The organism is Natrialba asiatica DSM 12278 (assembly GCF_000337555.1).
GTDB lineage: Archaea > Halobacteriota > Halobacteria > Halobacteriales > Natrialbaceae > Natrialba > Natrialba asiatica.
The window spans coordinates 89,546-112,658 of sequence record NZ_AOIO01000033.1; the positions used below are offsets into that span (position 1 = coordinate 89,546).

Sequence of the window (23,113 nt, forward strand, 5' to 3'; positions counted from 1 at the left end):
TTGGAACCGGATCCCGACCGGCGACTCACCACTCGAACCGCTCCGGATCGCGCGTCGCAAGCGCCGTCCGCACCGCGGCGACGTTCTCCGGCACGTCGTGGACCCGAACGATATCCGCTCCCCGATCCGCCGCCAGCGCACTCGCCGCAACCGTCGCCTCGCGGCGCTCACCCGCCTCCCGACCGACGCGGGCGAACATCGACTTGTGAGAGTGGCCGACCAACACCGGACACCCGAGCGCGCCGAACTCGTCGATCCGGTCTAACAGTTCGAAGCTCTCGGCCGCGGACTTGCCGAAGCCGATCCCCGGATCGACGACGATCCGGTCTCGGTCGACGCCCGCCTTCTCCGCGAGCAACACGCGCTCTGCGAGCTGGTCGATCACGTCTTCGACGACGTCGTCGTAGGCCACCTCGCGGCCCGGCACGACCGGCGCGTCGATGCTGTGCATCACGACCAGCCCCGCGTCGTGGTCGGCTGCGACGAACCGCATCTCCGGATCTTCGAGCCCCGACACGTCGTTGATGATGTCCGCGCCGGCCTCGAGCGCGGCGTCCGCCACCGCGGCCTTTCTGGTGTCGACCGAGAGTTCGACGTCGAGTTCAGCGAGCCGTTCGACGACGGGCACCACGCGATCGATTTCCTCGTCGGTAGGGACGGGATCGGCACCGGGTCGAGTCGACTCGCCGCCGATGTCGATCACGTCCACGTCGGCCTCGACCATCGCCTCGGCGCGCTCGACGGCGTCCGCCAGCGCGCTGAACTCGCCGCCGTCGTGGAAACTATCGGGCGTGACGTTCAGGATGCCCATGACTGCGGTGCGGTCGTCGGTCCAGGGGCGGGTCACGGCGTTGTTTGCGTCCGCGTCCGTCTCCATATCTACAGCTACAGCTCCATCTCCATCTGCATCCGCGTCATCGCCGGGGACCGAGAGTTCGAGCGTGTCTGCGAGTTCGCGCGCGACGGTGTCGAGTCCGTCGCCGTCCGCCGGCGTCGACGTGAGCGTCTCGACGAGCCGTTCGAACTGCTCGAGCGTGCCCATCAGTACGGCATCGACGCGCTCGTCGTGCTGGCGGTCGGTTCCCGACAGGACGCATTCGCCGTCGAGGCGCACCAACTCCTCCCGGAGGCGATTCGCCTGTCGAGCCTGGAGGTTCGTCCTGACGACGCGATGGACGGCCTGCTCGTCGAACCGGTCGACATCGCCCGGGGCGACCTGTGCCGATTCGAGCGCGTCTCTGGCGTCCGTCCGGTCGCGGATACGCTTCGTCACGCCGGTCGTCGTCCAGCGCGAACGCGCCTCCGCGACCGCGAACAGCGACCCAGCGACGAGCACGCAGTCGTCCGCACCCGCCCGCTCGAGCGCCATCGAGAGCCCGTCCTGAACGCTCCGGGTCGTCTCGACGGCCGGCGCGCCGGCGTGCTCGAACACCGTCGCGAGCACGTCGCGGTCCTCCGCCCGATCGAGACCCGGCTCCGTCGTGACCACCGACGCCGGCGTCGGCAACGCCGCGGCCATCTCGCGGTGATCCTTGTCGTGCATCGCCCCGAAGACGAGGTGCAACTCGCTGAACTCGTAGGTGTCGAGCGTCGCCGCGAGTTGCTCGCAGGCACCGGGGTTGTGCGCGCCGTCGAGGACGACGAGCGGGTCGGTATCCATGACCTCGAACCGACCGGGCCAGTGGGCGTTCCGAAGTCCGCGGGCGAGTTCAGCGTCGGAGATATCGGTAACTTGCCGAGCGAGGGTGGCGGCGATACCGGCGTTTTCGGCCTGGTGTGGACCCAGAAGCGGAATTCGGGTCGAGACGGCCCAGTCGTCGGCGTCGATCGAGATGGCGGCTTCGGTGTGGTTCACACGGCCGTTGTAGGAGACGCGGATGTCGGGGGCCGCCGAAGTGGAGTCAGTGTCTCCGTCCGCTGTCGCCTCCGTTTCGGTCTCCGCTGGCGCGCCGTCGTCTGCGTCCGGCCCGTTGCTCTCGTCGTTTTCGCCTCTCTCATCGCTCGCGTCGCTTTCGTCGCTCGAATCCTGATCGGCGCTGGTTCCCGCGGCCACACCCCTCGATCCGACTGTAACGACCTCGCCTGCAACGTCGCGAATCGCATCGAGCGTCGGCCCCGAAACGCCGGTGACGAGGGGCGTGTGCTCGTCCTCGGGGGCGACGTGGGCCTTGTCGCGCGCGATCTCGGCCTCGGTCTCGCCCAGGATACCGGTGTGTTCGAGCGTCACGCTCGTCACCGCGCTTGCGACGGGATCGACGACACTGGTGGCGTCGTAGCGCCCGCCGATACCGACCTCGAGCACGGCGACGTCGACGGCCTCGCGGTCGAACTGCCACAGCGCCATGGCCGTCATCGCTTCGAAGAACGTCGGCGATTCGCCGGCCGCAGCCCGTTCCGTCAGATAGTCGTGAATCGCCTCGACGTACGCACAAACCGCAGACCGGGGCATCTTCCGTCCGTCGACCTGCACGCGCTCGCGGAGGTCCTCGAGATGCGGAGACGTGTAGAGTCCGACCGAGAGCCCGGCCTCGCGAAGCGTCCGCTCGACCATTCGCGCCGTACTTCCCTTCCCGTTCGAGCCGGCGACCTGCACGAACGCGACCCCGTCGTGGGGGTCCTCGAGGTGGGCGAGCAGCTGTGCCGTCGACGCCGTCCCCGGCTTGGGTCGAAAACGCCGCAAGCCAAAGAGAACGTCCGCCGCCTCGTGATACTCCATATCCGAACCACAGAGCCAGCCCGCTTTAGGGTGTCGGACTCGGGTTTCGGGTCGCTCCCTTCACCCCTCCTCACGCAGACTGATGATCGACGAATCGGCCACCGTTCCAGCCGCGCAGCCGCGATCGGAGCAAGTTCTCGAACGCCGCAACGATGAGGAGGCCGACCGCGTAGGGGCCGAACAACATAATGTGGACGGGGCTGTCGGTCGCGGTGAACACCTCGATCGTCAGAAAGTACGGTACCAGCAGCGCGAACAGGACTGTCGGCAACAACAGTCCCCGCGCCAACAACGCTGCGAGCGGAACGGCAGCCACGGCGGTTGCACCGACGAAGACGACCGCTGCTGCTACCCGCGGGTTGATCCCCGCTCGGAGCACGAGTCGCGTCGTCCCAACGCCGAGGGATCCGGAACCCACCGCGACCATCCCCAGCATTGCGGTGCGCGAGAGCGGCATCGACGGTAGATTTCGGAGCCGCCGATCACCGAGTCCGTAGCCGCGACGAACGCCGAACTCGACCAGTCCGGCGATCAGTAGCAAGGAAAGCCAGACGTACCACGAGTTCGCGTAGCTCGAGATATGGGTCGGTCCCTCGACGATGACGTAGCCGCCCAGTTCGCCCCACTCGGGCATCGGCGTGGTGAGTTCAGTGTAGACGGTTCCGAGGAGGACGGCGACGAAGCCGACCGCGGGCGTCAGCAGGCGGGTGTGTGCTGAGACGAACAGCGAGACGAAGCCGAGCGCGAACCCGGTCGCTGCGAGGACGGCGAGTTCGGGCGGCGATTCGAGCGCCGGATAGTCCGCGCGGGCGAACAGCGCGAGAACGGCGACGACGTTGGCGGCTCCACCCAACGCGGCGAGTGCGAGCGTAGACGGCGACGGACGGAGGGATGAACGCGTCATTCGTACCGGTGAGTGGTGGCGTCGACTGACGGCTTACTCGAACGACGGGTCGGCGCTCACGCCAGCCTCGCGTCGCTCGTCGGACGACTCCTTCGTGACTTCGAGGAACGCATCCTCGAGACTGCGCGTCTCGCCGGTTTCGGCGCGGGATTTCAGCGTCTCGGGGTCGTCTTCGGCGACGAGTTCGCCGCCGTGGAGGACGCCGACGCGGTCGGCGAGGTCGTCGACGACGGAGAGGATGTGCGTCGAGAGGAAGATCGTCATCTGCTGGTCGGCCAGTTCGGCGATCGTCTCGCGCATCGTCCGAGCGGCGCGGGGGTCGAGACCGCTGGTCGGTTCGTCGAGGAAGGCGACGGCGGGTTCGTGGAGGACGGCCTGGATGACGCCGACCTTCTGGCGCATCCCCTTCGAGTAGTCCGAGATCCGTTTGTCGGCGTCGGTCGTGAGATCGAAGCGAGCGAGCAGGGACTCGATTCGCTCCGTCGATTCCGCTTCGGGGAGGTCGCGCAAGCCGGCGGCGTACTCGAGTTGCTCGCGGCCGGTGAGTTCGTCGTAGATCGGCGGCTCTTCGGGCAGGTAGCCGATGTGGGGCGTGACGGCCTCGCGGTCGGTGATCGGGTGGCCGGCGACGCGTGCCGAACCCGATGTCGGCTTCGTCAGCGTCGTCAGCATCCGCATCGTCGTCGTCTTGCCCGCGCCGTTCGGCCCGAGGAAGCCGTAGACCGTTCCGCGCGGGACCTCGAACGTCAGATCGGAGACGGCACTCGTCTCTCCGTAGTGTTTCGTAAGCCCGTCGGTCGCGATGGCGGGGGCCGTTTTCGGGGTCGGGGACGCAGTGTCGAACTCGGGGGCCATACGCCCCGTTTTCTCTCCAGGGGGTTAAATTTATGACATTCCGTCTTTCCCGCTGCTGGGGAATGACAGCGATCCAAATTGTTTATCACTCCCATCGTCGAAGTGTCGGTATGGCCCGTGACCCGCCCATTCTCGTCTCCTTCCTCCATCCGACGCAGCCACCGACGGGTGGTCGCCGATGAACTCGCGTGCGACTCTCGTCGCTCGAACGGAGGTCCGTCGAACCGTTCGAACGGTCGTCGGTAACCGGACGAAACTCCTCATGATGGCGATTGTCGCCCTCCTCGCGCTGGGGCCGATGACGGCACTCGGCGTGTTGTTCCTGCCGACGTTCGGCGAGGAAATCGCAACCGGAACCGTCGACAACGCGATGGCGACTACTATCGTGACGGGTGTCGTCGCGCTCGCGTGGATCTTTCTGATATTCATGGCGGCGATCAGGACGGTCACCGCCGCAGCCGATATCGATCAGCCGGCGGTGCTCCTGCTCTCGGCACCGCTTCGATCGACCGTTATCGGCATCGTCTGTGCGGAGATACTACTGTTTGCGATTTGGCTCGTTCCACCGGTTGTGGTCTTTTCAGCGGCGTTCGCGAGCGGTGCTGGAACGGTCCTACCGGCGCTTGCGATTCCGGCTGTCGCCCTTTTGTTGCTCGTCACCGCGGTCCCCGTCGGGTTCGTTATCGGAACCTGGGTTCGACACCTGCTGACCGTCTACGAACCGATCGCCCGGTATCGCACACCGCTCATTATCGTTCTCGCAGTCGCGTACTTCGGCTCGATATCGCTCGGCTGGTTCGACATCCTCGCCGGAATGCTGTTCGACGTTCTCGGAGACGGCCCGCTCGGCTGGTTCGGACATCTGTTCCTCCTCGGGGTTCCGAACGTCGATCCCTCAATGGGTGCGATCGTCGGCGCACTCGTCGGCTCGGCCGTCCTGGTTCCGCTGATGATCGGTGCCGGCGTCGTCTCCGCACGAGTTCACTGGTACGCCGATCCCGCGCGGGTTGAAGACGACGCGAAGGCGACAGCGGAGTCCGAGAGTCGCCTCGACGGAGTTTTAGAATACGGCCTCTCGAAACAGCTTCGAACGCTGACGCTGACGACGATCCGGCGGACGAAGCGCGCTCCGATTCGGCTCATGTACGCCGCCTATCCGCTGTTCGGGTCGCTCTTTTTCGCGCAGGAGATCATTCAGACGGGCGCGGTGCCGTCGTACATCGCCGTCATGCTCTGTCTGTACGTCGTCTGGGGGACCGGTGTGTTGTTCTCGCTGAACCCGCTCGGGGACCTCGGCCAGACGCTGCCGGCGGTGTTGTCCTCGCCGGTTAACGGAACGACGATGATTCGCAGTCGGATGATCGCGAGTTCGCTCGTCGGCGTGCCACTCGGCGTGCTCGTGGCGCTGGCGGCGGGACTCGCGAGTCCGATCTCGCTCGAGTCGACCGCGGTTTTGCTCGCGGGGACGGTTCTCGGCGCGCTCGCCTCGCCGGCGCTGGCCGTCGGTGTCGGGTCGGCGTTCCCGCGATTCGGGAGCGTCTCGATCACCGGCAACCGCGAGGCCGTCATGCCGAGCAAGATGTCGTTCGTCGTCTATACCGCAGGGATTATCTTCCCGATCGGGGCCGCCGTCGTGCTCTATACCGACGCTGCGGCGCTGGTCGCTCAGATCGCAACGGCGATGGCCACGATGCTCCCGCAGGTCGAAGTCGGGCTGACGGCGAGTCAGGTCACGATGATGGCGTGGATAGTGGTAGCGATCGGCGTCGTCGCACCGCCGGTCGCTTATCGGTACGCGGTCGAGCGGTTCGACTGGTACGCGATCGAGTGAGCCGGCCGGGAGGACCCGTTACACCGGCGTGATCCACTCCCCTTCGACGTAGTGCTCGACCGACAGCGGTTCCGCGTCGAGCACGTCCACTGCGAGAGCTGTAGTTTCGACCGTCGTCGAATTCGTCTCGTTCCCGTCGCCGTCGGAGCCGGCGGAGCCATCGGAGCCGGCGGCGGCCCGCTCGAGGATCGTCCCGCCGTCACCGACCGCGACGTCGTACGATGATCCCGTTGCGACGCCGTCCAATTTGGACTCGATTCCGGTTTCGTACTGTTGCCACTGGCCGGCGGATTGGCGTTCGTACAGTGCGCCGCCGTCGCCGGCCGCGAGGCCGTCGGTTCCGTCGCGGTCGATCGCGCGGATGGCCCGTCGGGCGTCGTCGACGACGTGAGGCGTCCAGCGGAAGCCATCGTAGCGGTAGACGATCCCGGAGCCGGCGGCGACGTTCACGTCTCGCTCGCCCCGACTCGCGAGATCGAAGAACGCGCCGCCCGCGAAGTCGATGCCGATCTGCTCCCACGTCACCCCGCCGTCGGCCGTTTCCGCGACGAACTGACTCGTGCTGCAGACGTGCCCCGCGTCCCGAGAATGACAGTCGATAGCAGGGATCGTCGAGCCGCCGCCGGGTTTGATTACCTCCGCGTACTCGATCGCGCCGCTGTCTTGACGGATGCCGACGAGCAGTTCGCCGGACCCGTTGACGAAGTAGAGGCGCTCGTTCTCTCCGGCCGTTCCCCGTACGGTGCAGTCTTCCCACGTGCTCGTCTTCCCGTTCGGCGCGGAGTAATTCGTCAGGGTCTGCGTCTCGACGTCGTACTCGCCGATGACGCCGCTTCCGCCGACGAACCAGACCGCCCGTCCGTCGTCGGTGGCGTCGACGCCGGTCAGGCGGCGGCTTCGGGCTTGCGGGCCATACGCGACGACCGTCTGCCAGCCGTCTTCCCGCCGGGCGAGGACGTTGCCGTCGGCACCGACCGCGAACGGCCCCGCGGCGGTATCGACGGCGTCGTTGAGCGCCTTTCCGGTCGGTGAATCAGCCTGTTGCCACTCGGTCTCGTTCGTTTGGGCGGCCGCCGATCCGAGCGCGAGAACGCCGGTTGCTGCCGAGACGGTCGCGAATTGAAGGACGTCGCGTCTGGTCTGTTCGGACATGGGTCGCGATCCGGGGTAGCGGCTGAACAGGGAAAAGGATGTGAGATAGTATACATATCTGCACCGAACGTCGCGATCCGCTCGCGTCGAGGAACGAGATCAGTTCGCCACCGATCGCTGCGTCTCCGTCGGGGTCGACGACGCTGACGGCGTACGTGGCCTCACTCGGACGGATCGAATCATCTGGCGATGGCGCCGCACGGATCGACGGTGAAACCACACCGAGGATCGACGGCGTTACTCCGACATACCCCACCGGGCCGCTCCCTTCGGGCGGTCGGTCACGGACGCGACCTCGAGTTCACCCTCGAAGCTCTCGAGTCCTTCGACGTACGCCTCGGCGCTCGCTTCCGTCGAGAGGTACGGCACTTCCTCTTCGACGGCCATCTCGAGCGAATCGCGGTCGCGGCTGACGACGAAGTCGACCGCGCCCTCGCGGATCGCCTGCGGCACGTCGTCGAAGACGACCACGTCGAAGTGGTTCTCGAAGCCCGCAACATCGAGGTCGACGACGGCGGTACCCTCATCGATGTCGTTGTGGGCCGCCTGCTGGGCCTTCCAGTAGGCCGTGCCGAACTCGCTCGCGGTGCCCATGACTTCGCCGGTCGATTTCATCTCCGGGCCGAGACGCGGGTCCGAACCCGGCAGGCGGTCGAACGGTAGGACGACCTCCTTGATCGAGGTGTGTTCGGGCACCTGTTCCGTCGCGTCGAGGGTCGAGAGCGTCTCGCCGGCCATGACCTTCGCCGCGAGTTTGGCGATGGGAACGCCGGTCGCCTTGGAGACGAACGGAACGGTCCGCGAGGAGCGCGGGTTCGCTTCCAGGACGTACACCTCGCCATCGCGGACGGCGAGCTGGACGTTTAACAGGCCGCGCGTCTGCAGCGCCTCGGCGATGTCCTCCGTGACCTCGCGGACGCGGGCGAGGGTGTCGTCGTCGAGCGAGCGCGGCGGGATCATACAGGCCGAGTCGCCGGAGTGGACGCCGGCGCTCTCGACGTGTTCCATAATGCCGCCGATCAGCACCGAGCGGCCGTCCGAGACCGCGTCCACGTCGAGTTCGATCGCGTCTTCGAGGAAGTCGTCGACCAGGATCGGCTTCTCGGGGCTGACGCGGACGGCCTCCTCGATGTAGGTTTCGAGTTCGGCGTCGTCGTAGACGACGTCCATCGCGCGGCCGCCGAGCACGTAGGACGGCCGCACGAGGACGGGGTAACCGATGTCGTGGGCCAGATCGAGCGCTTCGTCCTTCGAGAAGGCGGTGCCGCCCTCGGGCTGGGCGATCTCGAGTTCGTCCATCAGGGCGTTAAAGCGGTCGCGGTCCTCCGCTAAGTCCATCGCTTCGACGGAGGTGCCCATGACCTCGCAGTCGAGGCCCCGACGCTCGAGTTCGTCCTCGAGCGGTTCGCCGATGTTGACGGAGGTCTGGCCGCCGAACTGGACCATCACGCCGTCGGCACCGGTCGCCTCGGCGACGTCCGCGACCTCCTCGGCAGTGATCGGTTCGAAGAACAGCCCGTCGGAGGTGTCGTAGTCGGTCGAGACGGTTTCGGGGTTGTTGTTCACCACGTGCGCGTCGATTCCCAGCTCCCTGAGCGCGCGGACCGCGTGGACCGAGCAGTAGTCGAACTCGACGCCCTGGCCGATGCGGATCGGGCCGCCGCCGACGACGATCACGCTCTCGATGTCGGGGTCGATCTCGAGTTCACCCGCGGCGGCCATCCCTTCGTACGGTCCGGTTTCGAACTCGTTCTTGCGCGCGGAGTAGTAGTAGGGGGTTTCGGCTTCGAACTCGCCGGCGCAGGTGTCGACCTGTTTGTACGTGCGGCCGGGGACTTCCTGTTCGACGGTTCCAACGTCCGAACCGGCGGTAGCGGCGATCGACGTGTTGGTGTGGCCGGCGATGGCGGCTTCGGTGAAGTCGCCCTCCTGTGCGGCGAGCGTCGAATCGGCGATGTTCTTGTAGCGCTCGGTGTACCACTCGAAGATGCCGGTCAGGTCGACGACCTCGTCGAGGGTGTAGCCGCGCTCGAAGGCCTCGAACATAGCGTACGGACGGTCGGGGGACGGCCGTTCGAGGTAGTGCTCCTCGAGTTCGTCGTCGCCGACCTCGGCCCAGTCGACGTCCGGCTCGTATTCCGAGGAGCGAAGCGCCTTCAACAGGCTCTCCTCGAAAGAGCGGCCGATGGCCATCGCCTCGCCGGTCGATTTCATCGCCGTCGTCAACTCGAAGTCGACGTCGTCGAACTTGTCCTTGGGCCACCTCGGAACTTTCGTAACCACGTAGTCGATCGCGGGCTCGAAGGCGGCGGTCGTCTCGCCCGTGATCTCGTTTTCGATCTCGTGGAGGCGCTTGCCGAGGGCGACCTTCGCGGTCACGCGGGCGATCGGATACCCCGTCGCCTTCGAGGCCAGCGCGGAGGAGCGGGAGACGCGCGGGTTCACTTCGACGACGCGGTACTCGCCGCCTGGCGTGCCGTCGTCGTGCCAGGCGAACTGGATGTTACAGCCGCCCTGAATGCCGAGTTCGCGGATCACGTCGAGCGCCGCGGTGCGCATCTCCTGGTGGCCCTCGTCGGGGACGATCTGGGAGGGGGTGACGACCGTCGACTCCCCGGTGTGGATGCCCATCGGGTCGATGTTCTCCATGTTGCAGATGATGATACAGGAGTCGTCGGCGTCGCGCATGACCTCGTACTCGTACTCGACCCAGCCCGCGATGGACTCGGTGATCAGCACCTCGCTGTTCCGGGAGAGGCGCAGTCCCTTCCGAACGCGGCGCAGGAGTTCGTCCATCTCCGCGACGACGCCCGATCCGGAGCCGCCGAGCGTGTAGGTCGTCCGGGCGATGACCGGGAGCCCGCCGACCTCGTCGACAGCGTCCCGTACGCGATCTTTCAGGTCGTCCTCGGTCAGTTCCGAGACTTCCTCGTCCGCGTCGAGCGAGATCGTCGTGGACTTGGGCACCGGCTGACCGATCTTTTCCATGCGCTGGCGGAAGAGGTCGCGGTCTTCCGTCGCGTAGATTGTCTCCAGGGGCGTGCCCATGATGTCCACGTCGAACTCCTCGAGGACGCCCTCCTCGGCGAGTTCGGCGGTGACGTTCAGTCCGGTCTGGCCACCAAGGCCGGCGATGACGCCGTCGGGGTTTTCCTTCCGGATGATCTCGGCAATGGCGTCGGTCGTGATCGGCTCGATGTACACTTCGTCCGCCATCTCCGGGTCCGTCATGATCGTCGCCGGATTCGAGTTCACGAGGACGACGCGAGCGCCCTCCTCCTGGAGCGCCCGGCAGGCCTGGGCTCCCGAATAGTCGAACTCGGCGGCCTGCCCGATCTGGATCGGGCCGCTCCCGATGAGGAGGATCGTGCGTCCGTCCCCTGCTGTATCGTTGTCCGTACTCATTGGTCTTGTCCGTTCGAAGTTCGTACATCGTAATAAGCCCCACGATACAGTACGATTCTCGAAATCAGTTTTCGAATTTCGTACCGGTGCGAACGCGACCCGAATTCTCCATCGTTCGGGCCGTTCACTCGACCACCGCTCGGATCGCGAGGTAACACGCCCGTTAGTCGGTGATACTGATGTCCAAGAATCGATATATAGGTTCGAGTTCGTACCTGGTAACGTAATGCAATCAGTAACCGGTATCGACGCGACTCGTACGAATCCGATCCGAACCGACGGTTCCGAACGCGAGGTGCTCGCCTAATGTTCGACGCGACCGGAGCCGATTTGCTCTTTCTGGTCTCTCGACTGCTCTTCGGCGGCGTCCTCGCGTTTACCGGGCTGAACCACTTCCTGGACGTCGAGGAGATGGCTGGCTACGCGGAGTTCAAGGGCATCCCGGCGCCCACGGCCTCGGTACTGCTCAGCGGCGTGTTGCTCCTCCTGGGCGGGCTCTCGCTCATCGTGGGCGTCTTCCCGGCGCTCGGAGCCGCCGGACTCGCGCTCTTCTTGCTCGTCTCTGCTGTGACGATGCACGACTTCTGGAACGCCGACGGCGCGGACGCCCAGGACGAGTTCACGAGTTTCCTCAAGAACGTCTACGGAACGGGGGCCGCCCTGCTCTTTCTCGCCGTCAGCACCGTGCACTGGCCCTACGCGCTGAACGTCGGACTCTAGGGTTCGACTCGTAGCCTTCGGAGAACGAAACTCTTCTCTCGCCGTGCGAGCCGCCGGATCGATCACTATCTGTCTCTCGTGTCACACATCAGAAGACGTATTGAACGTGACCCGGGATACCAGGTACATGAACGAAACGGCGATTCGACGCCGACTCGATCTCATCATCGGGCTCCTACTGGTGAGTATCGCGCTTCGCCTCTTTCCGATCGCACCGGACGCCGCCCGCGCCGCCGTTCTTCTCTTGCTCCTCGTCGGCACCGGCGTCCTGCTCTGGCGGCTGAACGACGCCTTTCGATTGTAGCCCCCAAACCGCCGGGCTAGCGCTTCCGTCCCGTGTCGCCCCACCGACGCTGCTCAGACCGGCCGGTCGTGCTCGCTCTCGAAATCCCGCTGCCGGCGATACTGCTCGACGAATTCCGAGACGTCGAACTCGAGCATCTGCGACTCGAACTCGCTCACCGCCGTATCGTCCTCCGCGTGACTGATCGCGTGCTCCATCAACTCCACGACGAGTTCAACGACGATCTCGTGCAGCCGTCGGGAATCGAAGTCGGTGACCCAGACCATCGAATAGCCGACCGCGCCGTCGTCGCTCGCGTCGTGCGTGACGACCCGTTCCGGAAACTCCTCCAGCACGACGCCCATGAGGTGGGGCGTGCCGAAGTCGCCGAAGTCGTCCTCGGTGTCGATCGTCTCCTGGAGAATCGTCACGAGCGATTCCGGGAAAAAGCGAGACGGCGGATGCACGTCGGTGACGACCGCGTGGGACTCCCCGCAGGACGGACAGGTGAACTCGCGCATCCCGAGATCGATATCGTGCGGATCGATCGTCGCACCGCAGGGTAACTCGAGTTGCCGTTCGTCCTCGGGACCCGGCACGCGGGGTGTTGCCATCAGCTATCGTTGGGCCGGGCCGGCCATAAGCGCGACGACTTCGCTGCTCGTGAACTCGGGACGGAACTCGGTGAAAAGGAAACGGCGCGTTACGGCCAGTCGTCTCGAACCGGTTCCGAGTCTCCCGTCTCCTCCTCGACGCTCGTCGCCAGCACCCAGTCGGCCGCCTCCGCGGCATCGTCGACGGAGAGGTACTCCCACTCGACGTCTTCGGCTAACTGTTCGTCCGCGTCGTCGATGCCGACGTAGACGTAGCGCTCGGTGTCGAACTGGTCTTTGACACCCGCGAGACTCTCCTCCTTGCCGCGCGGACCCGAGAAGAAGTCCTGCCGAATGCGATTCTTTCGGGTGAAGTTCGTCACGACGTACGTCGGCTTCTCGGAGACGACGCCGATGTACTCGGTCCAGCCGCGGGCGTCTTCGAAAACGCTCTCCGGCGATGCGAACTCCTTCAACGCCTCGAGTTCGAACGCCAGGGTCATGTCGCTACCGCCGTTCATACTGTCTCAAAACGGTGCACCGGGGAAAACGGCTTCGATACGTCGGACGACGATGCCGTGTCGCCTCGCCCTGTCGTCGTGCTATTACTACCTTGACACGAGACGGCCAAGGCGTCAAGTTGATAGCGAGAGAGTCCTTCGGATTAGCCTGACTATGCCGCTCGCTTCAGCCGCGGCCGACGCAGCGCCGGCCGCCGGCCTCGAGTTCGCAGGCGACGCCGTCGCGCTCACACCCCCATCCCTCTCGGCGATCCTGAACTCGCCGCTGACGGACGCCCTCGCGTGGATCGCGATCGTCGCGTTCATGGGTGCGGCCCTCCTGCAGTGGTACGGGAACGTCGATTCGGCGCGCCTTCTGGCCGGGGGTGCCTGGGTCGTCTTTGGCGTCTTCTGGCTGACGATGGTGCCGTACTACTTCGCGGACGCCCAGAGTCCGATCAAGACGCTCCTCGCGCTCGCGGCGTTACCGCTGTCTGCGTACACTGCATACCTCCTCTATGGCGGTCGCACGTCGTTGCTCTTGCTCTCGAAGGCGGTCGCCTTTATGGGCCTGATCTACCTGCCAGCCGAGACGATACCGGTCGTTCGGACGTGGCTGATCGAGACGACGGCGGCCCAGACTCACTACGGGATGGAGCTGCTCGGACACAGTCCCGGACTCATTGAAGGGGCGAACGGCTATCAGAGCAAGTTCGCCTTCGATCCGTCCGAGACGGTGACCGGCCGGACGACCTACATCGTCCTCTCCTGTACCGGAATCGGGAGCATGGCGATCTTCGGCGGGCTGATCGCGTCGGTGACGGCACCGCTAAAACGCAAGCTCTCGGCGTTCACCATGGCGATCGGCGTCATCTGGGTTCTGAACCTCGGACGAAACATCTTCATCGGCCTGGCGTCGCCGTGGGGCTGGTTCCAACAAGAAATGCTGGTCTCGTTGCTGACGACCTACATGGGCGCCGAACCCGACCGCGTCTCGTTTCTCGTCTCCCACAACTACATCGCCCAATCGCTGTCGATCGTCGCCCTCCTCGGGATCACCTACCTCGTCGTCAAACTCGTTCCCGAGGTGCTCGCGCCCCTGGAAGACGTACTCTACATCCTGACCGGCACCGAGTACGACCTCTTCGAGGCCCTCGACGTCGAGGAGCGGCGGCCCGCGTACGCGCCGAGCGCCCTCGAACAGTAGCAAAACAGTGACTCCACGCCCACCCGACGTTCCGTTCGTCCTCCGCTCGCGCGCCGCCTTCTTTCCCGACTCGGCAACGCTCGTCGTCGCGGACCTCCACCTCGGCCGCGGCGTCTCCTCCGCCGTCGACGCTCCGATCGCCGACAGCACGAACGCGAGTTCACGAGCGCGCCTTGATGCGGTGCTCGCGGAGCTGGGGCCGGCGGCCGTCGTCGTCGCCGGCGACCTGCTGCACGCGTTCGATCGCGTTCCCCGCGGGGTCACCGACGCGCTGGCTGCGCTCGAATCGACGGTCGCCGATGCCGACGCATCGCTCGTCGTCACGTCCGGCAACCACGACGCGATGCTCTCGTCGGTGTTCGACGGGGAGACGAGAGCGGCGTGCCGACTCCCGCCCGCAGGCAAGAATGAGAACGAGAGTGAGAATACGAGCGAAGCCCAAGAGAGCGTGGTCGTCTGTCACGGCCACGAACCGCCCACCCTCGACGCCACCCTGTACGTCGTCGGTCACGACCACCCCGCCCTCTCGATCGAGGGCCGCAAACGCCCCTGTTTTCTCTTCGGTCCCGGGGCCTACGACGGGGCGGACGTACTCATGGTGCCGGCGTTTACTGAACTCGCCGCCGGAGCGACGGTAAACAGCATGTCCGCTCGGGACTTTCAGTCGCCGCTGGTCACCGACGCGAACGCGTTCCATCCGATCGTCTGGGACGTCGGAGCCGAAGAACCGCTGTGGTTCCCGCCGCTCGGCGAGTGCCGGCAACTGTTATAGCGTTCCGAACTCGCGGTCACGAATCCGTCAGTATCCGAAGCACGATTCCCAGCACGAGCGCGATCGGGCCCAGAATCATCCCGACTGGCGGAATCGGTGCGATGATGAGGACGATCCCGAGCAGGATCAAGATCGTCGATGGTTTGACCATACGAACCAATTAACGCCGAAACGGGTAGCAGTACGGCCGGCATTTACAGCGACTCCAGTATCACCACCAGCGCCGCATTCGTCGATCCCGCTCAGACGGACTGCTGGCAGTCAGTTCCATCGTCCCCGCGACCGTTCTGCGGTTGCGCCGAGAAATTAGGACAGCAGTCCGCCTCAGTCGTCAGCCGCGACGACGTGGTCGAGATCGAGTTCAGCGTCGTCCGCTGTGAGTCGGTACTCGCCGTCGTCGAGTTCGACGATGCCCTCGTGGTGGAGGTGATCGAGGTGGGCGTAGGCTTCGCCGGGGCCGTGGACGATGTGGATGCCGTCGAGGTCGCCGAACAGGTGTGCGCTGACGGTCCAGGGGTCCGCCGGGCCGTGGTCTGCGAGCACGTCGAGGACGTTCTCCGTTCGTTCGCGGTGGTGATCGACGATGGTCGTCGCGCGACCGCTCGGGTCCGTAATCGGGTCCCGGTGGCCGGGCCAGACGCGGTCGTAGTCGCGATCCGCAATCGTTCGCAGCGTCGTGAGGTACTTTTCGAGCGGCCGCTCGACGCGGACGTCAGCCCCGCCGACGTTCGGCGTGTAGACCGGCAGGAGGGCGTCGCCGACGAACGCTGTGTCGTCGTCCGCCGTTTCCGGCCCGTTCGCGAGTTCGAAGCAACAGAGACCCGCCGCGTGGCCGGGTGCGTGTACCGCTTCCAGCGTGCGACCGCCGACATCGATTACGTCGCCGTCCTCGATCGGCGTCGCGTCGACCGGTTCGCCCTCGAGCCGCGAGGAGGCGTCGACGAACTCGAGCAGTTCCGATTTGGGTCCCTCGGGAACGCCCCACTCGTCGAGGTACGCCCGTCGGCGCTCGTGGAGCGCAGCAGTCTCCTCGGGGTCCTGTTCGACCAGCGGCGCGTCGGCCTCGTGGACGTAGACCGTCGCCCCGCCTGCGTCCTGGACCTCACCGGCGAGGCCGGCGTGGTCGACGTGAAAGTGCGTCAGGACGATCGCGTCGACGTCGGCGAACTCGTAGCCGCGGTCTGCCAGCCCCTCCCGAAGGTCGTCGCGAACGTCGGGGGTTGCAACGCCCGTATCGACGAGTGCGAGTTCGTCGCCGTCCGGGTCCTCGAGCACGTAGGAATTGTTGTGTCCCTCGAACTCGTCGTTACCCAGCGAAATACGATCCATACCGAGATGCATCCGTCGAGCGATAATAACTCACTGGGTACCGGAACGGCGCGCAGGCAGAATTTGGGGGAGTGAAAGTGAGGGAGGGCGAGGCGGGAGTGAGTTTGTATCCGTGTGACTGAGCCTGTGTCTCTGTCTGTATACGACTGAGTCTCTATCTGTCTGTAGCTGTACGTACGAGCGAGTGTAAGAATCGGAACCCGTCAGCTCTCGAGTTCAGTTCGGAGCAACTGATTCACGTCGCCGGGATCGGCGCTGCCGCCGGTCTTTTGCATGACTTGGCCGACGAGGAAGTTGATCGCGCCGTCGTCGCCGGATTCGTAGTCCTCGACCGCGCCGGGATTCTCGTCGATGGCTTCGACCACGGCCTGCTGTACTTCGTCCTCGTCCGTCTTGCCGAGTCCCTCCTCGGCGACGACCTCGTCAGGCGTGCGACCGTCGTCGAGCATCGATCGGAGGACGGTCTCGCGGGCGTTCTTCGCCGTAATCTCGTCCGTTGCGACGAGTTCGACGAGACGAGTGACCTCGTCGAGTCGACCCTCGAGATCGGTAATTTCCATGTCGCGGTAGTTGAGTTCGCCGAGCAGGTTGTCCGCGACCCACGTGGCCGCGAGATCGGGATCGAACTCGCCGGCCACGTCCTCATAGAAGTCGGCGACCTGCTTCGTGGAGGTCAGTTTCGAGGCGGCCTCCTCGCTCAGACTGAACTCGTCCTGGAAGCGCTCGCGGCGGGCCGAGGGGAGTTCCGGAATCGAAATTTCGTCCTTCCAGTGGGAGACGCGAAGCGGCGGCAGGTCGGCTTCCTCGAAGTACCGGTAATCTTTCTCTTCTTCCTTCGAGCGCATCGAGACCGTGATGCCGCGGGATTCGTCCCAGTGGCGGGTTTCCTGTTCGACCGCGCGGCCGCGCTGGATGGCGTTCTTCTGGCGAGTCTCCTCGTACGCGAGCGCTTTCTCCGCGCCCTTGTGACTCGAGATGTTTTTGACTTCGGTGCGGTTGGCGGCGGCGAGCGCGTCCGCGCCGATCTCGTCGATGCCGTCGCCGGCGATTTCGTCCGCGGGGATCATCGAGAGGTTCGCGTCGATGCGCAGGCTGCCGTCGCGCTCGGCGTCGAAGACGCCCAGGTACTCGAGCACTTCCTCGAGTTCGGCGAGGAAGGCGCGGACTTCGCTCGGACTGCGGAAGTCGGGGGCGGTGACGACCTCCATGAGCGGCGTGCCGGCGCGGTTGTAGTCGACCAGCGTGTAGTCTGCGGTGTCGATGCCGCCGCCGACGTGCTGGAGGCTGCCGGGGTCTTCCTCCAGGTGGGCGCGCTCGATGGCGATCGTGCGGCGGTCGCCCTCGACGGCGACTTCGAGTTCGCCGTCGGCGCAGATGGGTTCGTCGTACTGCGTGATCTGGAAGTTCTTGGGCAGGTCGGGGTAGTAGTAGTTCTTGCGGTGGAAGCGGGTTTCCTCGGGGATGTCGGCGTCGATGGCCTTGCCGACCTTGACGGCGGCTTCGACGGCACCTTCGTTCAGCACCGGCAGCGCGCCCGGGAGGCCGAGACAGACGGGGCAGACGTTCTCGTTCGGCTCGTCGGTCTGATCCGTCGAGCAGCCACAGAAGATCTTCGTGTCGGTCTCCAGCTGGACGTGGACCTCGAGCCCGATGACGGTCACGAGGTCGCCCTGCTGGACGGTTTGGGCAGTCATTGAGCCACGATTCGGCCCGGTGGGGGTAAAGCGTAACGGGATCGTATCCTCGCGGCGGTCGTTTGCGGCCGCAGCTGCGACCCGGGCCACGGGTCGAGCGGCGGTCGGCCGACGGTCAGTACCGCCGCTCGATCACCATCCCCGACTCGCCGACGACGAGTTCGGGGGCGCGAGACGTGCCGAGCGCGATCGCGAGCGGGTCGTTTTGGGCCGGCAGCGTCGTTTGCGTCGTCCAGCCGTCGAAATCGCGCTCGAAGAGTTCGCCGGAGGAGGCGATCGCCAGCGCGTCGTAGCGGTTCCGGACCAGGGCCGTAATCGCCGTTTCGGCGAGCGACGCGCGCGACCAGTCGACGCCGTTGTAGGTCCAGACGGTGCCGTCGCCGCCGGCGACGGATACCGCCCCGGAATCGACCGCGGCGACGGCGTCGAAATCGATAGCCGCCGCATCGATTCCGATACGCGTCCAGGTATCGCCGCCGTCCCGCGATTCGAACGCACCGCCGTCCGTGTCGACGGTGTAGACGTACGACAGCGGCGTGATATCGACGTCGGTGACGCTCGAACCGGTACCGGGTTCGATCACCTCGGCCCACTCGACCGACGTGCCGTCGCGTTGCCCGTGGAGGAGTTCACCCGAGCCGTTGAGCGCCGTAATCCGTTCTTCGCCGGCGAGACCGGCGACGGCGACCGCCGTCCAGGAGGACGTCATCTCCTTCGGTGCCGAGAAGTCCACGGCCCGATCGGCGACGACGTCGTAGAGGCCGAGTGCGCCGCTATCGCCGGCGGCCCAGACCGCGCGGCCGTTGTTCGTCACGGCGAGCGAACGAAGCGTATCGGCCGTCCCACCGGGGCCGTTCGGAAGCGCGACGGTCCACGACTCGTCGCCTCGAGTCAGGACGATCCCGTCCTCGCCGACGGCGACGGCGCCAGTCGCCGTCGTTCCGACGTCGTACAGCGTCGCGTCGGTCGGAACGGTGGCCGGCGTCCACTCGGCGGTCGTCTCGCCGCAGCCGGCCAGCGACGCCGAGACTGAAACCGCAGCCCCGCCGATCGCGGCGAGGACGGTCCGCCGACGGACTCGATCAGGCTCCATCGCCATCGGTCTCGTCCTCCCGTTCCTGCTCGTGAACTCGAGTGCTCGACGGGCCGTTGTTTAGCCGCTGGTCCGGAGCGGTCGCCGCCGGTTCGCTGTCGGCGGTTTCGATCCCGGCTTCCGACGGGCGGCTCGGCGGGGACGACGGCGTGAACGCGCCGGGGGCGGACGTGCGTTTGAGGACCGCGGAGATGCGAACGACGTACGCGAAGAGGACACCGAGGGGACTGAACGCGACCGCGAGCGCGAGGCTCACGAGGACGAGCAGCGGGCCCTCGTGGGCGACCGGCGGATACCCGCTCGCGTAGATCATGATGACCAGGGTCGAGAGCAACAGCGCCGCGGTGCCGCTGTAGGTGATCCACCGGGACAGCCGCGCGAGGTCGCGCTGGAGGTAGATCGTCGTGAAGTACTGTCGCGTGGCGTCCGCGGCGACGAACAGTTCTCGGAGTTCGGAGAGCAGTTCCGACGCCCGGTCGGACAGTTCGTCGTCGAACCGTCGCCGAAACCGCCGTGCCTCGGTGGCGGCACCCGCGTAGTCGTGATCGATCGTCGGCAAGACGACGTCGAAGACGGAGTCCGTCCCGCCGGTTAGCGTCGACGAGAGTTCACTCGTGTGGTCGCGGGTTTGCGATGCGAAGCGGCGAATGGACTCGAAGGCGTCCATCGAACAGCCCGCAGTTTGGTCGTCGGTCGCGGTTCCGTCGTCGGATTCACATTCGGAGACGAGCGCGTCGGCGCGGCTGCCGAGCGTTCCGGCCAGGCGGGCGAGAAACGGTGCGGGATTGGTCGGGCTCACGCCGTCCCCTTCCGTCTGTTGCTCGATACGCGTGCGAAACTCCTGGACGCCGTCGATGCGATCCGTCAGTCGGTCCGGCGTGCCGAACAGCCGCGAGATGATCAACTGGTTGACCGCGACGACGATCGGAATGAACGAGAACAGGCCCGCGATCATCGTGCTGAACATCGTCGTCACGAAGCGACTCTCGCGAACCCCGATGACGTCGCTCACTCCGAGCAAAAGCGCGATGACGAAGATACCGCCGACGAATCCGCCGGCGATCACGCGACGGTCGCCCTCGAGTAAGAGCCAGCGGTGGCTGTCTCGACGGGATTTCGTTTCGGTGAACAGCCGGATGCCGATTCGAGCGCCGACCCAGAGCAAGCGCCCACCCACGAGGAGTCCGGCGACGGTCAGCCGAACGACGTAGACCGCAAGGGAGAGACCGAGCGATGACCCCTCATCACTGGAGCGATCGGACTCGGCGTGCGACCGCTCGGAGGGGGGTGTCGAGTCGTCAGCGGGGGTGTCGGCCGTTGAGTCGGCGTCATCGTGGACAGTTTCGTCGGCCGTCCTGGAGTCGCCGCGGTCGGGCGCACCGAGTTCAGTCGAGTCCCGTGCTGTGTTGGGGGGCGTTTGCGAGGCCGCAGTGTCCGGGACTGAGTCGGTCGATGTGGGATCGGGAGATGAGGGGTCGTCAGTCATGGGATGGGGAGTGAGATCGTGTGGTGCTGGGATCGTCCAGCGGCTGGTTGCAGCGGGCGGGTCAGAGGAGGGCCGAGACGAGTTCGAGCAGGCGGAGTGCGAGGGCGAGCAGGATGATCAGTACGGCGACGCGTCGCAGGATGGCGCTTCGCGTCGTCCTGATGCGGGCGCGATCCGACGGGTGAAAGCCGACGGTCCAGAGCGTTGCGATCGACCCGACGTTGATCGCGATGAGGTTGACGGCGACGACGACGAACGACCCGAGCGTCGCCTCGGGTGCACCCCAAGCGACGGCGACGCCGATGACGCCGATCGGCGGCATAAGTGCGGCGGCGATCATCACCCCGATCAGGTCCGTAATGCCCGTGGTTGCCATGCCGAGTCCGCCGGCGACGCCGGAGCAGATGGCGACGGTGACGAGCAGCGATGGTGGTAAGCCGTGGCTTCCGAGCCCGAGACTCGCCTCGAGATCGACGACGGAGGAGATGATCGTCGACGTCCGTGCGAACGCCGCAAAGGCGAGCGCGGTGACGAGGGCGACGACGATGCCAAGCAGTTGGAGTTTGACGCCGCGGACGAACAGCGGTCGGTCGTCGAGGACCGTCGCAACGCTTGCGGCCATCGCCGGGCCGAGCAGCGGAGCGATGACCATCGAGCCGACGAGGACGGGCAGCGAGTTCAGGAGGACGCCGGTGGTTGCGACGACGCTGCTGATCGCCGTCATCGTGGCGAAGATGATGAAGGAGGGGAGCTGTGAGCGGGCTTTCGACCGCAATTCGCTTCTGGAGACGCGTTCGAACGAGAGCCACTCCGGCCGTCGGTTGGAACGGTTGCGCGAGGAGTTGCTGCCGGCTTCGAGGATCGCCATCGGCGCTTCGACGATGATGGTGACGTTTCCGGTGATCGCCTCCAGATCGTCCTCGACCGGTTCGACCGCGTGTGCGGGCACGGGAACGGTAAGCGTCCAGTGCTCGCCGTCGGTGTGATCGGTGAGGCTGTACGTGAGATCGTGGGACTCGAGGACGGCCATCACCTCGTCGATACTCGGCTGTGTGTCTGCGAGTACCGTCAGGAGGCGCATATTCGACCGCCACGTTCGTCTCGGTGATGATCGTCGAACGCTGTCGCGATCGATCACAGTAGCGTGAGTGCATCGGCCTCAGACAGTGAATAGGTGGGAAACGTTCGATTGAGAAGCGAGCGGACGAGGTGGCGGATCACCGCGAGTTGGTCCCTGCCGGTGTCCGTACACGAGGTCCCACAGCGGCCGATCAATCCGTCCGTCCCGTCGAGGTACGTCAGGCGGCCACCGCAGTTCTGACACCGCGGCTCGACGTGGCTGGTCATCCACTCGACGGCGAACTCGTCACGAGCGAGTCGCTCGCCGAGTGCGTACCAGACGATGACGTCGCGCTCACCTCGGCCCGACGCCGCACGCTTCAACCGCGTGAGCGTGACCGCAGCGCGGGTGTACAGTTCGTCGTCCTGGCCGGCGTGTCGTTGGTGACAACGCCGGAAGTACGTCAGCAGTGCTCGCTTCGACGACCGTCGCTTTCCCGTCGTCAGTGGCGTCTCGAGAGCGACGTTCTGCAAACAGCCGTCTGCCTCCGGAGCGCGTTCCGGACGTCCGTGTTCGTCGTAATGGCGCTCTCGCGAGAGAGACGCACCGCTGGTCGGACAGAATGCGTGTTCACCAATCATTTGTTAGTTGTTGGGACGGCCGAACCGGGCACCGATCCGACCGGGTACCTCAGCGTAGCGGTGCCAGGGGGATAAACTGACACAGTAGTGAGAGAATCTAAAATAAATAGAGCGACCCATTTCCTACTCTAGAAACGTGTTATAGATGTTTTCTATATGTTTCTAATGTTTGTTGATACCTTATCCGTGCCCGGCCACTACAACGATTGCACCATGTCACGTGGTGATCTTCCAGCCATCGATTCGACCGATTTAGCACCGTGGTACTGGTACATACTGATCGGCTATCCCGTATTGAGTCTGCTCGGGATCATCTCGCTCGCCCGCCTCACTGGCGGTGGCTCGGTACTGGCTTCGAGTGTCGGCAGTATCGCACTCCTGATCGTCATCGTCGCCGCAAGTGCTATCACGCTGCCGGCGATCTGGCGGGACGCCGAGTTCGTTGCGACCGAAACCGATGCGTGGGACCCCGATCGGCAAATCTACGTCGGTGCGGCCGTCGCCGTCCCGCTGCTCCTCGGCGTTCTCTCCGGACTGGCGGCCGGGTTCGGAATCGCGATCGCAATCACCGTCCTCGGCTTCCTGCTGTCGACGGTAACTGTCTGTTCGGCGTACCTGTACAACCGCCACCGCAGCGTTGGATTACTCGCTCGCTGATACCGCCGAGAGCTATCGTAACCACTGCAGGTCACGGCACACCCGATCGCACGACGGCTCTGCGATCGGCGGATAACCCGTTGCAGTTGGGACTCTCGTTGCGGCGTGGACACAGCGGTCCTCACTCGGCGACGGCCGCGAGTTCGGACCGCGGTTTCACCAACGGCTGGCCGACAAGGTGTCTGCCCGACACCCGGCACCGACCGCCGCGGCAG

The 23,113-nt window shown here is 65.5% G+C and carries 20 protein-coding genes; 6 read left to right on the forward strand and 14 right to left on the reverse strand.

Annotated features, from left to right (window positions below):
• Window positions 1-25: 25 nt before the first annotated feature.
• The 3 genes from folP to C481_RS14595 form a co-directional block, all read right to left on the reverse strand.
• Complete coding sequence (gene folP / locus C481_RS14585) at window positions 26-2,716, reverse strand: dihydropteroate synthase (protein WP_006110023.1); 2,691 nt, start codon at window positions 2,714-2,716, stop codon at window positions 26-28.
• 70 nt (window positions 2,717-2,786) lie between these two features.
• Complete coding sequence (locus C481_RS14590) at window positions 2,787-3,620, reverse strand: hypothetical protein (RefSeq protein ID WP_006110024.1); 834 nt, start codon at window positions 3,618-3,620, stop codon at window positions 2,787-2,789.
• Window positions 3,621-3,653: 33 nt separating this feature from the next.
• On the reverse strand, window positions 3,654-4,475 hold the full coding sequence (locus C481_RS14595; protein WP_006110025.1) for an ABC transporter ATP-binding protein: 822 nt from the start codon (window positions 4,473-4,475) through the stop codon (window positions 3,654-3,656).
• Between the two features lie 178 nt (window positions 4,476-4,653).
• On the opposite strand from C481_RS14595, the gene C481_RS14600 reads away from it, so the two are divergent.
• Complete coding sequence (locus tag C481_RS14600; protein ID WP_006110027.1) at window positions 4,654-6,306, forward strand: hypothetical protein; 1,653 nt, start codon at window positions 4,654-4,656, stop codon at window positions 6,304-6,306.
• An 18-nt stretch (window positions 6,307-6,324) separates the two neighbouring features.
• Here C481_RS14600 and C481_RS14605 read toward each other — a convergent pair whose 3' ends face one another.
• Together C481_RS14605 and carB are read right to left on the reverse strand one after the other, a co-directional pair.
• A complete protein-coding gene (locus tag C481_RS14605; protein WP_006110029.1) occupies window positions 6,325-7,458 on the reverse strand; it encodes a WD40/YVTN/BNR-like repeat-containing protein in 1,134 nt (377 codons plus the stop codon).
• A 237-nt stretch (window positions 7,459-7,695) separates the two neighbouring features.
• Window positions 7,696-10,863: a carbamoyl-phosphate synthase large subunit gene (carB, locus tag C481_RS14610; protein WP_006110030.1), complete on the reverse strand. Its 3,168-nt coding sequence runs from the start codon at window positions 10,861-10,863 to the stop codon at window positions 7,696-7,698.
• A 306-nt stretch (window positions 10,864-11,169) separates the two neighbouring features.
• On the opposite strand from carB, the gene C481_RS14615 reads away from it, so the two are divergent.
• Both C481_RS14615 and C481_RS21975 read left to right on the forward strand, forming a co-directional pair.
• Window positions 11,170-11,583, forward strand: a complete 414-nt coding sequence (locus C481_RS14615; protein WP_006110031.1) for a DoxX family membrane protein — start codon at window positions 11,170-11,172, stop codon at window positions 11,581-11,583.
• 127 nt (window positions 11,584-11,710) lie between these two features.
• A complete protein-coding gene (locus C481_RS21975; protein ID WP_160164229.1) occupies window positions 11,711-11,887 on the forward strand; it encodes a hypothetical protein in 177 nt (58 codons plus the stop codon).
• Between the two features lie 53 nt (window positions 11,888-11,940).
• Here C481_RS21975 and C481_RS14620 read toward each other — a convergent pair whose 3' ends face one another.
• The gene (locus C481_RS14620; RefSeq protein WP_006110032.1) at window positions 11,941-12,480 is read right to left on the reverse strand and encodes a DUF5815 family protein; all 540 of its coding nucleotides are present in this window, start codon (window positions 12,478-12,480) and stop codon (window positions 11,941-11,943) included.
• Window positions 12,481-12,569: 89 nt separating this feature from the next.
• Window positions 12,570-12,980 (reverse strand): DUF7124 domain-containing protein, encoded by a 411-nt coding sequence (locus C481_RS14625; protein WP_006110033.1) that lies wholly within the window; start codon window positions 12,978-12,980, stop codon window positions 12,570-12,572.
• Between the two features lie 154 nt (window positions 12,981-13,134).
• Between C481_RS14625 and artA the strand changes: the two genes are divergently transcribed.
• The gene (artA, locus tag C481_RS14630) at window positions 13,135-14,166 is read left to right on the forward strand and encodes an archaeosortase A (RefSeq protein WP_006110034.1); all 1,032 of its coding nucleotides are present in this window, start codon (window positions 13,135-13,137) and stop codon (window positions 14,164-14,166) included.
• Window positions 14,167-14,173: 7 nt separating this feature from the next.
• Complete coding sequence (locus C481_RS14635) at window positions 14,174-14,938, forward strand: metallophosphoesterase (RefSeq protein ID WP_006110035.1); 765 nt, start codon at window positions 14,174-14,176, stop codon at window positions 14,936-14,938.
• Window positions 14,939-14,954: 16 nt separating this feature from the next.
• On the opposite strand, the gene C481_RS14640 is transcribed toward C481_RS14635, so the two are convergent.
• From C481_RS14640 to C481_RS14670, 7 genes are all read right to left on the reverse strand, one after another.
• Window positions 14,955-15,089, reverse strand: coding sequence for a hypothetical protein (locus C481_RS14640; RefSeq protein ID WP_049904678.1), 135 nt, complete (start codon window positions 15,087-15,089; stop codon window positions 14,955-14,957).
• Window positions 15,090-15,262: 173 nt separating this feature from the next.
• The gene (locus C481_RS14645) at window positions 15,263-16,267 is read right to left on the reverse strand and encodes an MBL fold metallo-hydrolase (RefSeq protein ID WP_006110036.1); all 1,005 of its coding nucleotides are present in this window, start codon (window positions 16,265-16,267) and stop codon (window positions 15,263-15,265) included.
• A 203-nt stretch (window positions 16,268-16,470) separates the two neighbouring features.
• Entirely contained in the window at window positions 16,471-17,961 is a 1,491-nt protein-coding gene (gene gatB / locus C481_RS14650) for an Asp-tRNA(Asn)/Glu-tRNA(Gln) amidotransferase subunit GatB (RefSeq protein ID WP_006110037.1), read from the reverse strand.
• Between the two features lie 115 nt (window positions 17,962-18,076).
• Window positions 18,077-19,054, reverse strand: coding sequence for a WD40/YVTN/BNR-like repeat-containing protein (locus C481_RS14655; RefSeq protein WP_006110039.1), 978 nt, complete (start codon window positions 19,052-19,054; stop codon window positions 18,077-18,079).
• The gene (locus C481_RS14660; protein WP_006110040.1) at window positions 19,044-20,540 is read right to left on the reverse strand and encodes a hypothetical protein; all 1,497 of its coding nucleotides are present in this window, start codon (window positions 20,538-20,540) and stop codon (window positions 19,044-19,046) included. The genes C481_RS14655 and C481_RS14660 overlap by 11 nt, the downstream gene beginning before the upstream one ends.
• A gap of 61 nt (window positions 20,541-20,601) precedes the next feature.
• The gene (locus C481_RS14665) at window positions 20,602-21,621 is read right to left on the reverse strand and encodes a TIGR00341 family protein (protein WP_006110042.1); all 1,020 of its coding nucleotides are present in this window, start codon (window positions 21,619-21,621) and stop codon (window positions 20,602-20,604) included.
• A 53-nt stretch (window positions 21,622-21,674) separates the two neighbouring features.
• Complete coding sequence (locus C481_RS14670; RefSeq protein ID WP_006110043.1) at window positions 21,675-22,241, reverse strand: hypothetical protein; 567 nt, start codon at window positions 22,239-22,241, stop codon at window positions 21,675-21,677.
• 213 nt (window positions 22,242-22,454) lie between these two features.
• Between C481_RS14670 and C481_RS14675 the strand changes: the two genes are divergently transcribed.
• A complete protein-coding gene (locus C481_RS14675) occupies window positions 22,455-22,898 on the forward strand; it encodes a beta/alpha barrel domain-containing protein (RefSeq protein WP_006110044.1) in 444 nt (147 codons plus the stop codon).
• Window positions 22,899-23,113 lie beyond the last annotated feature (215 nt).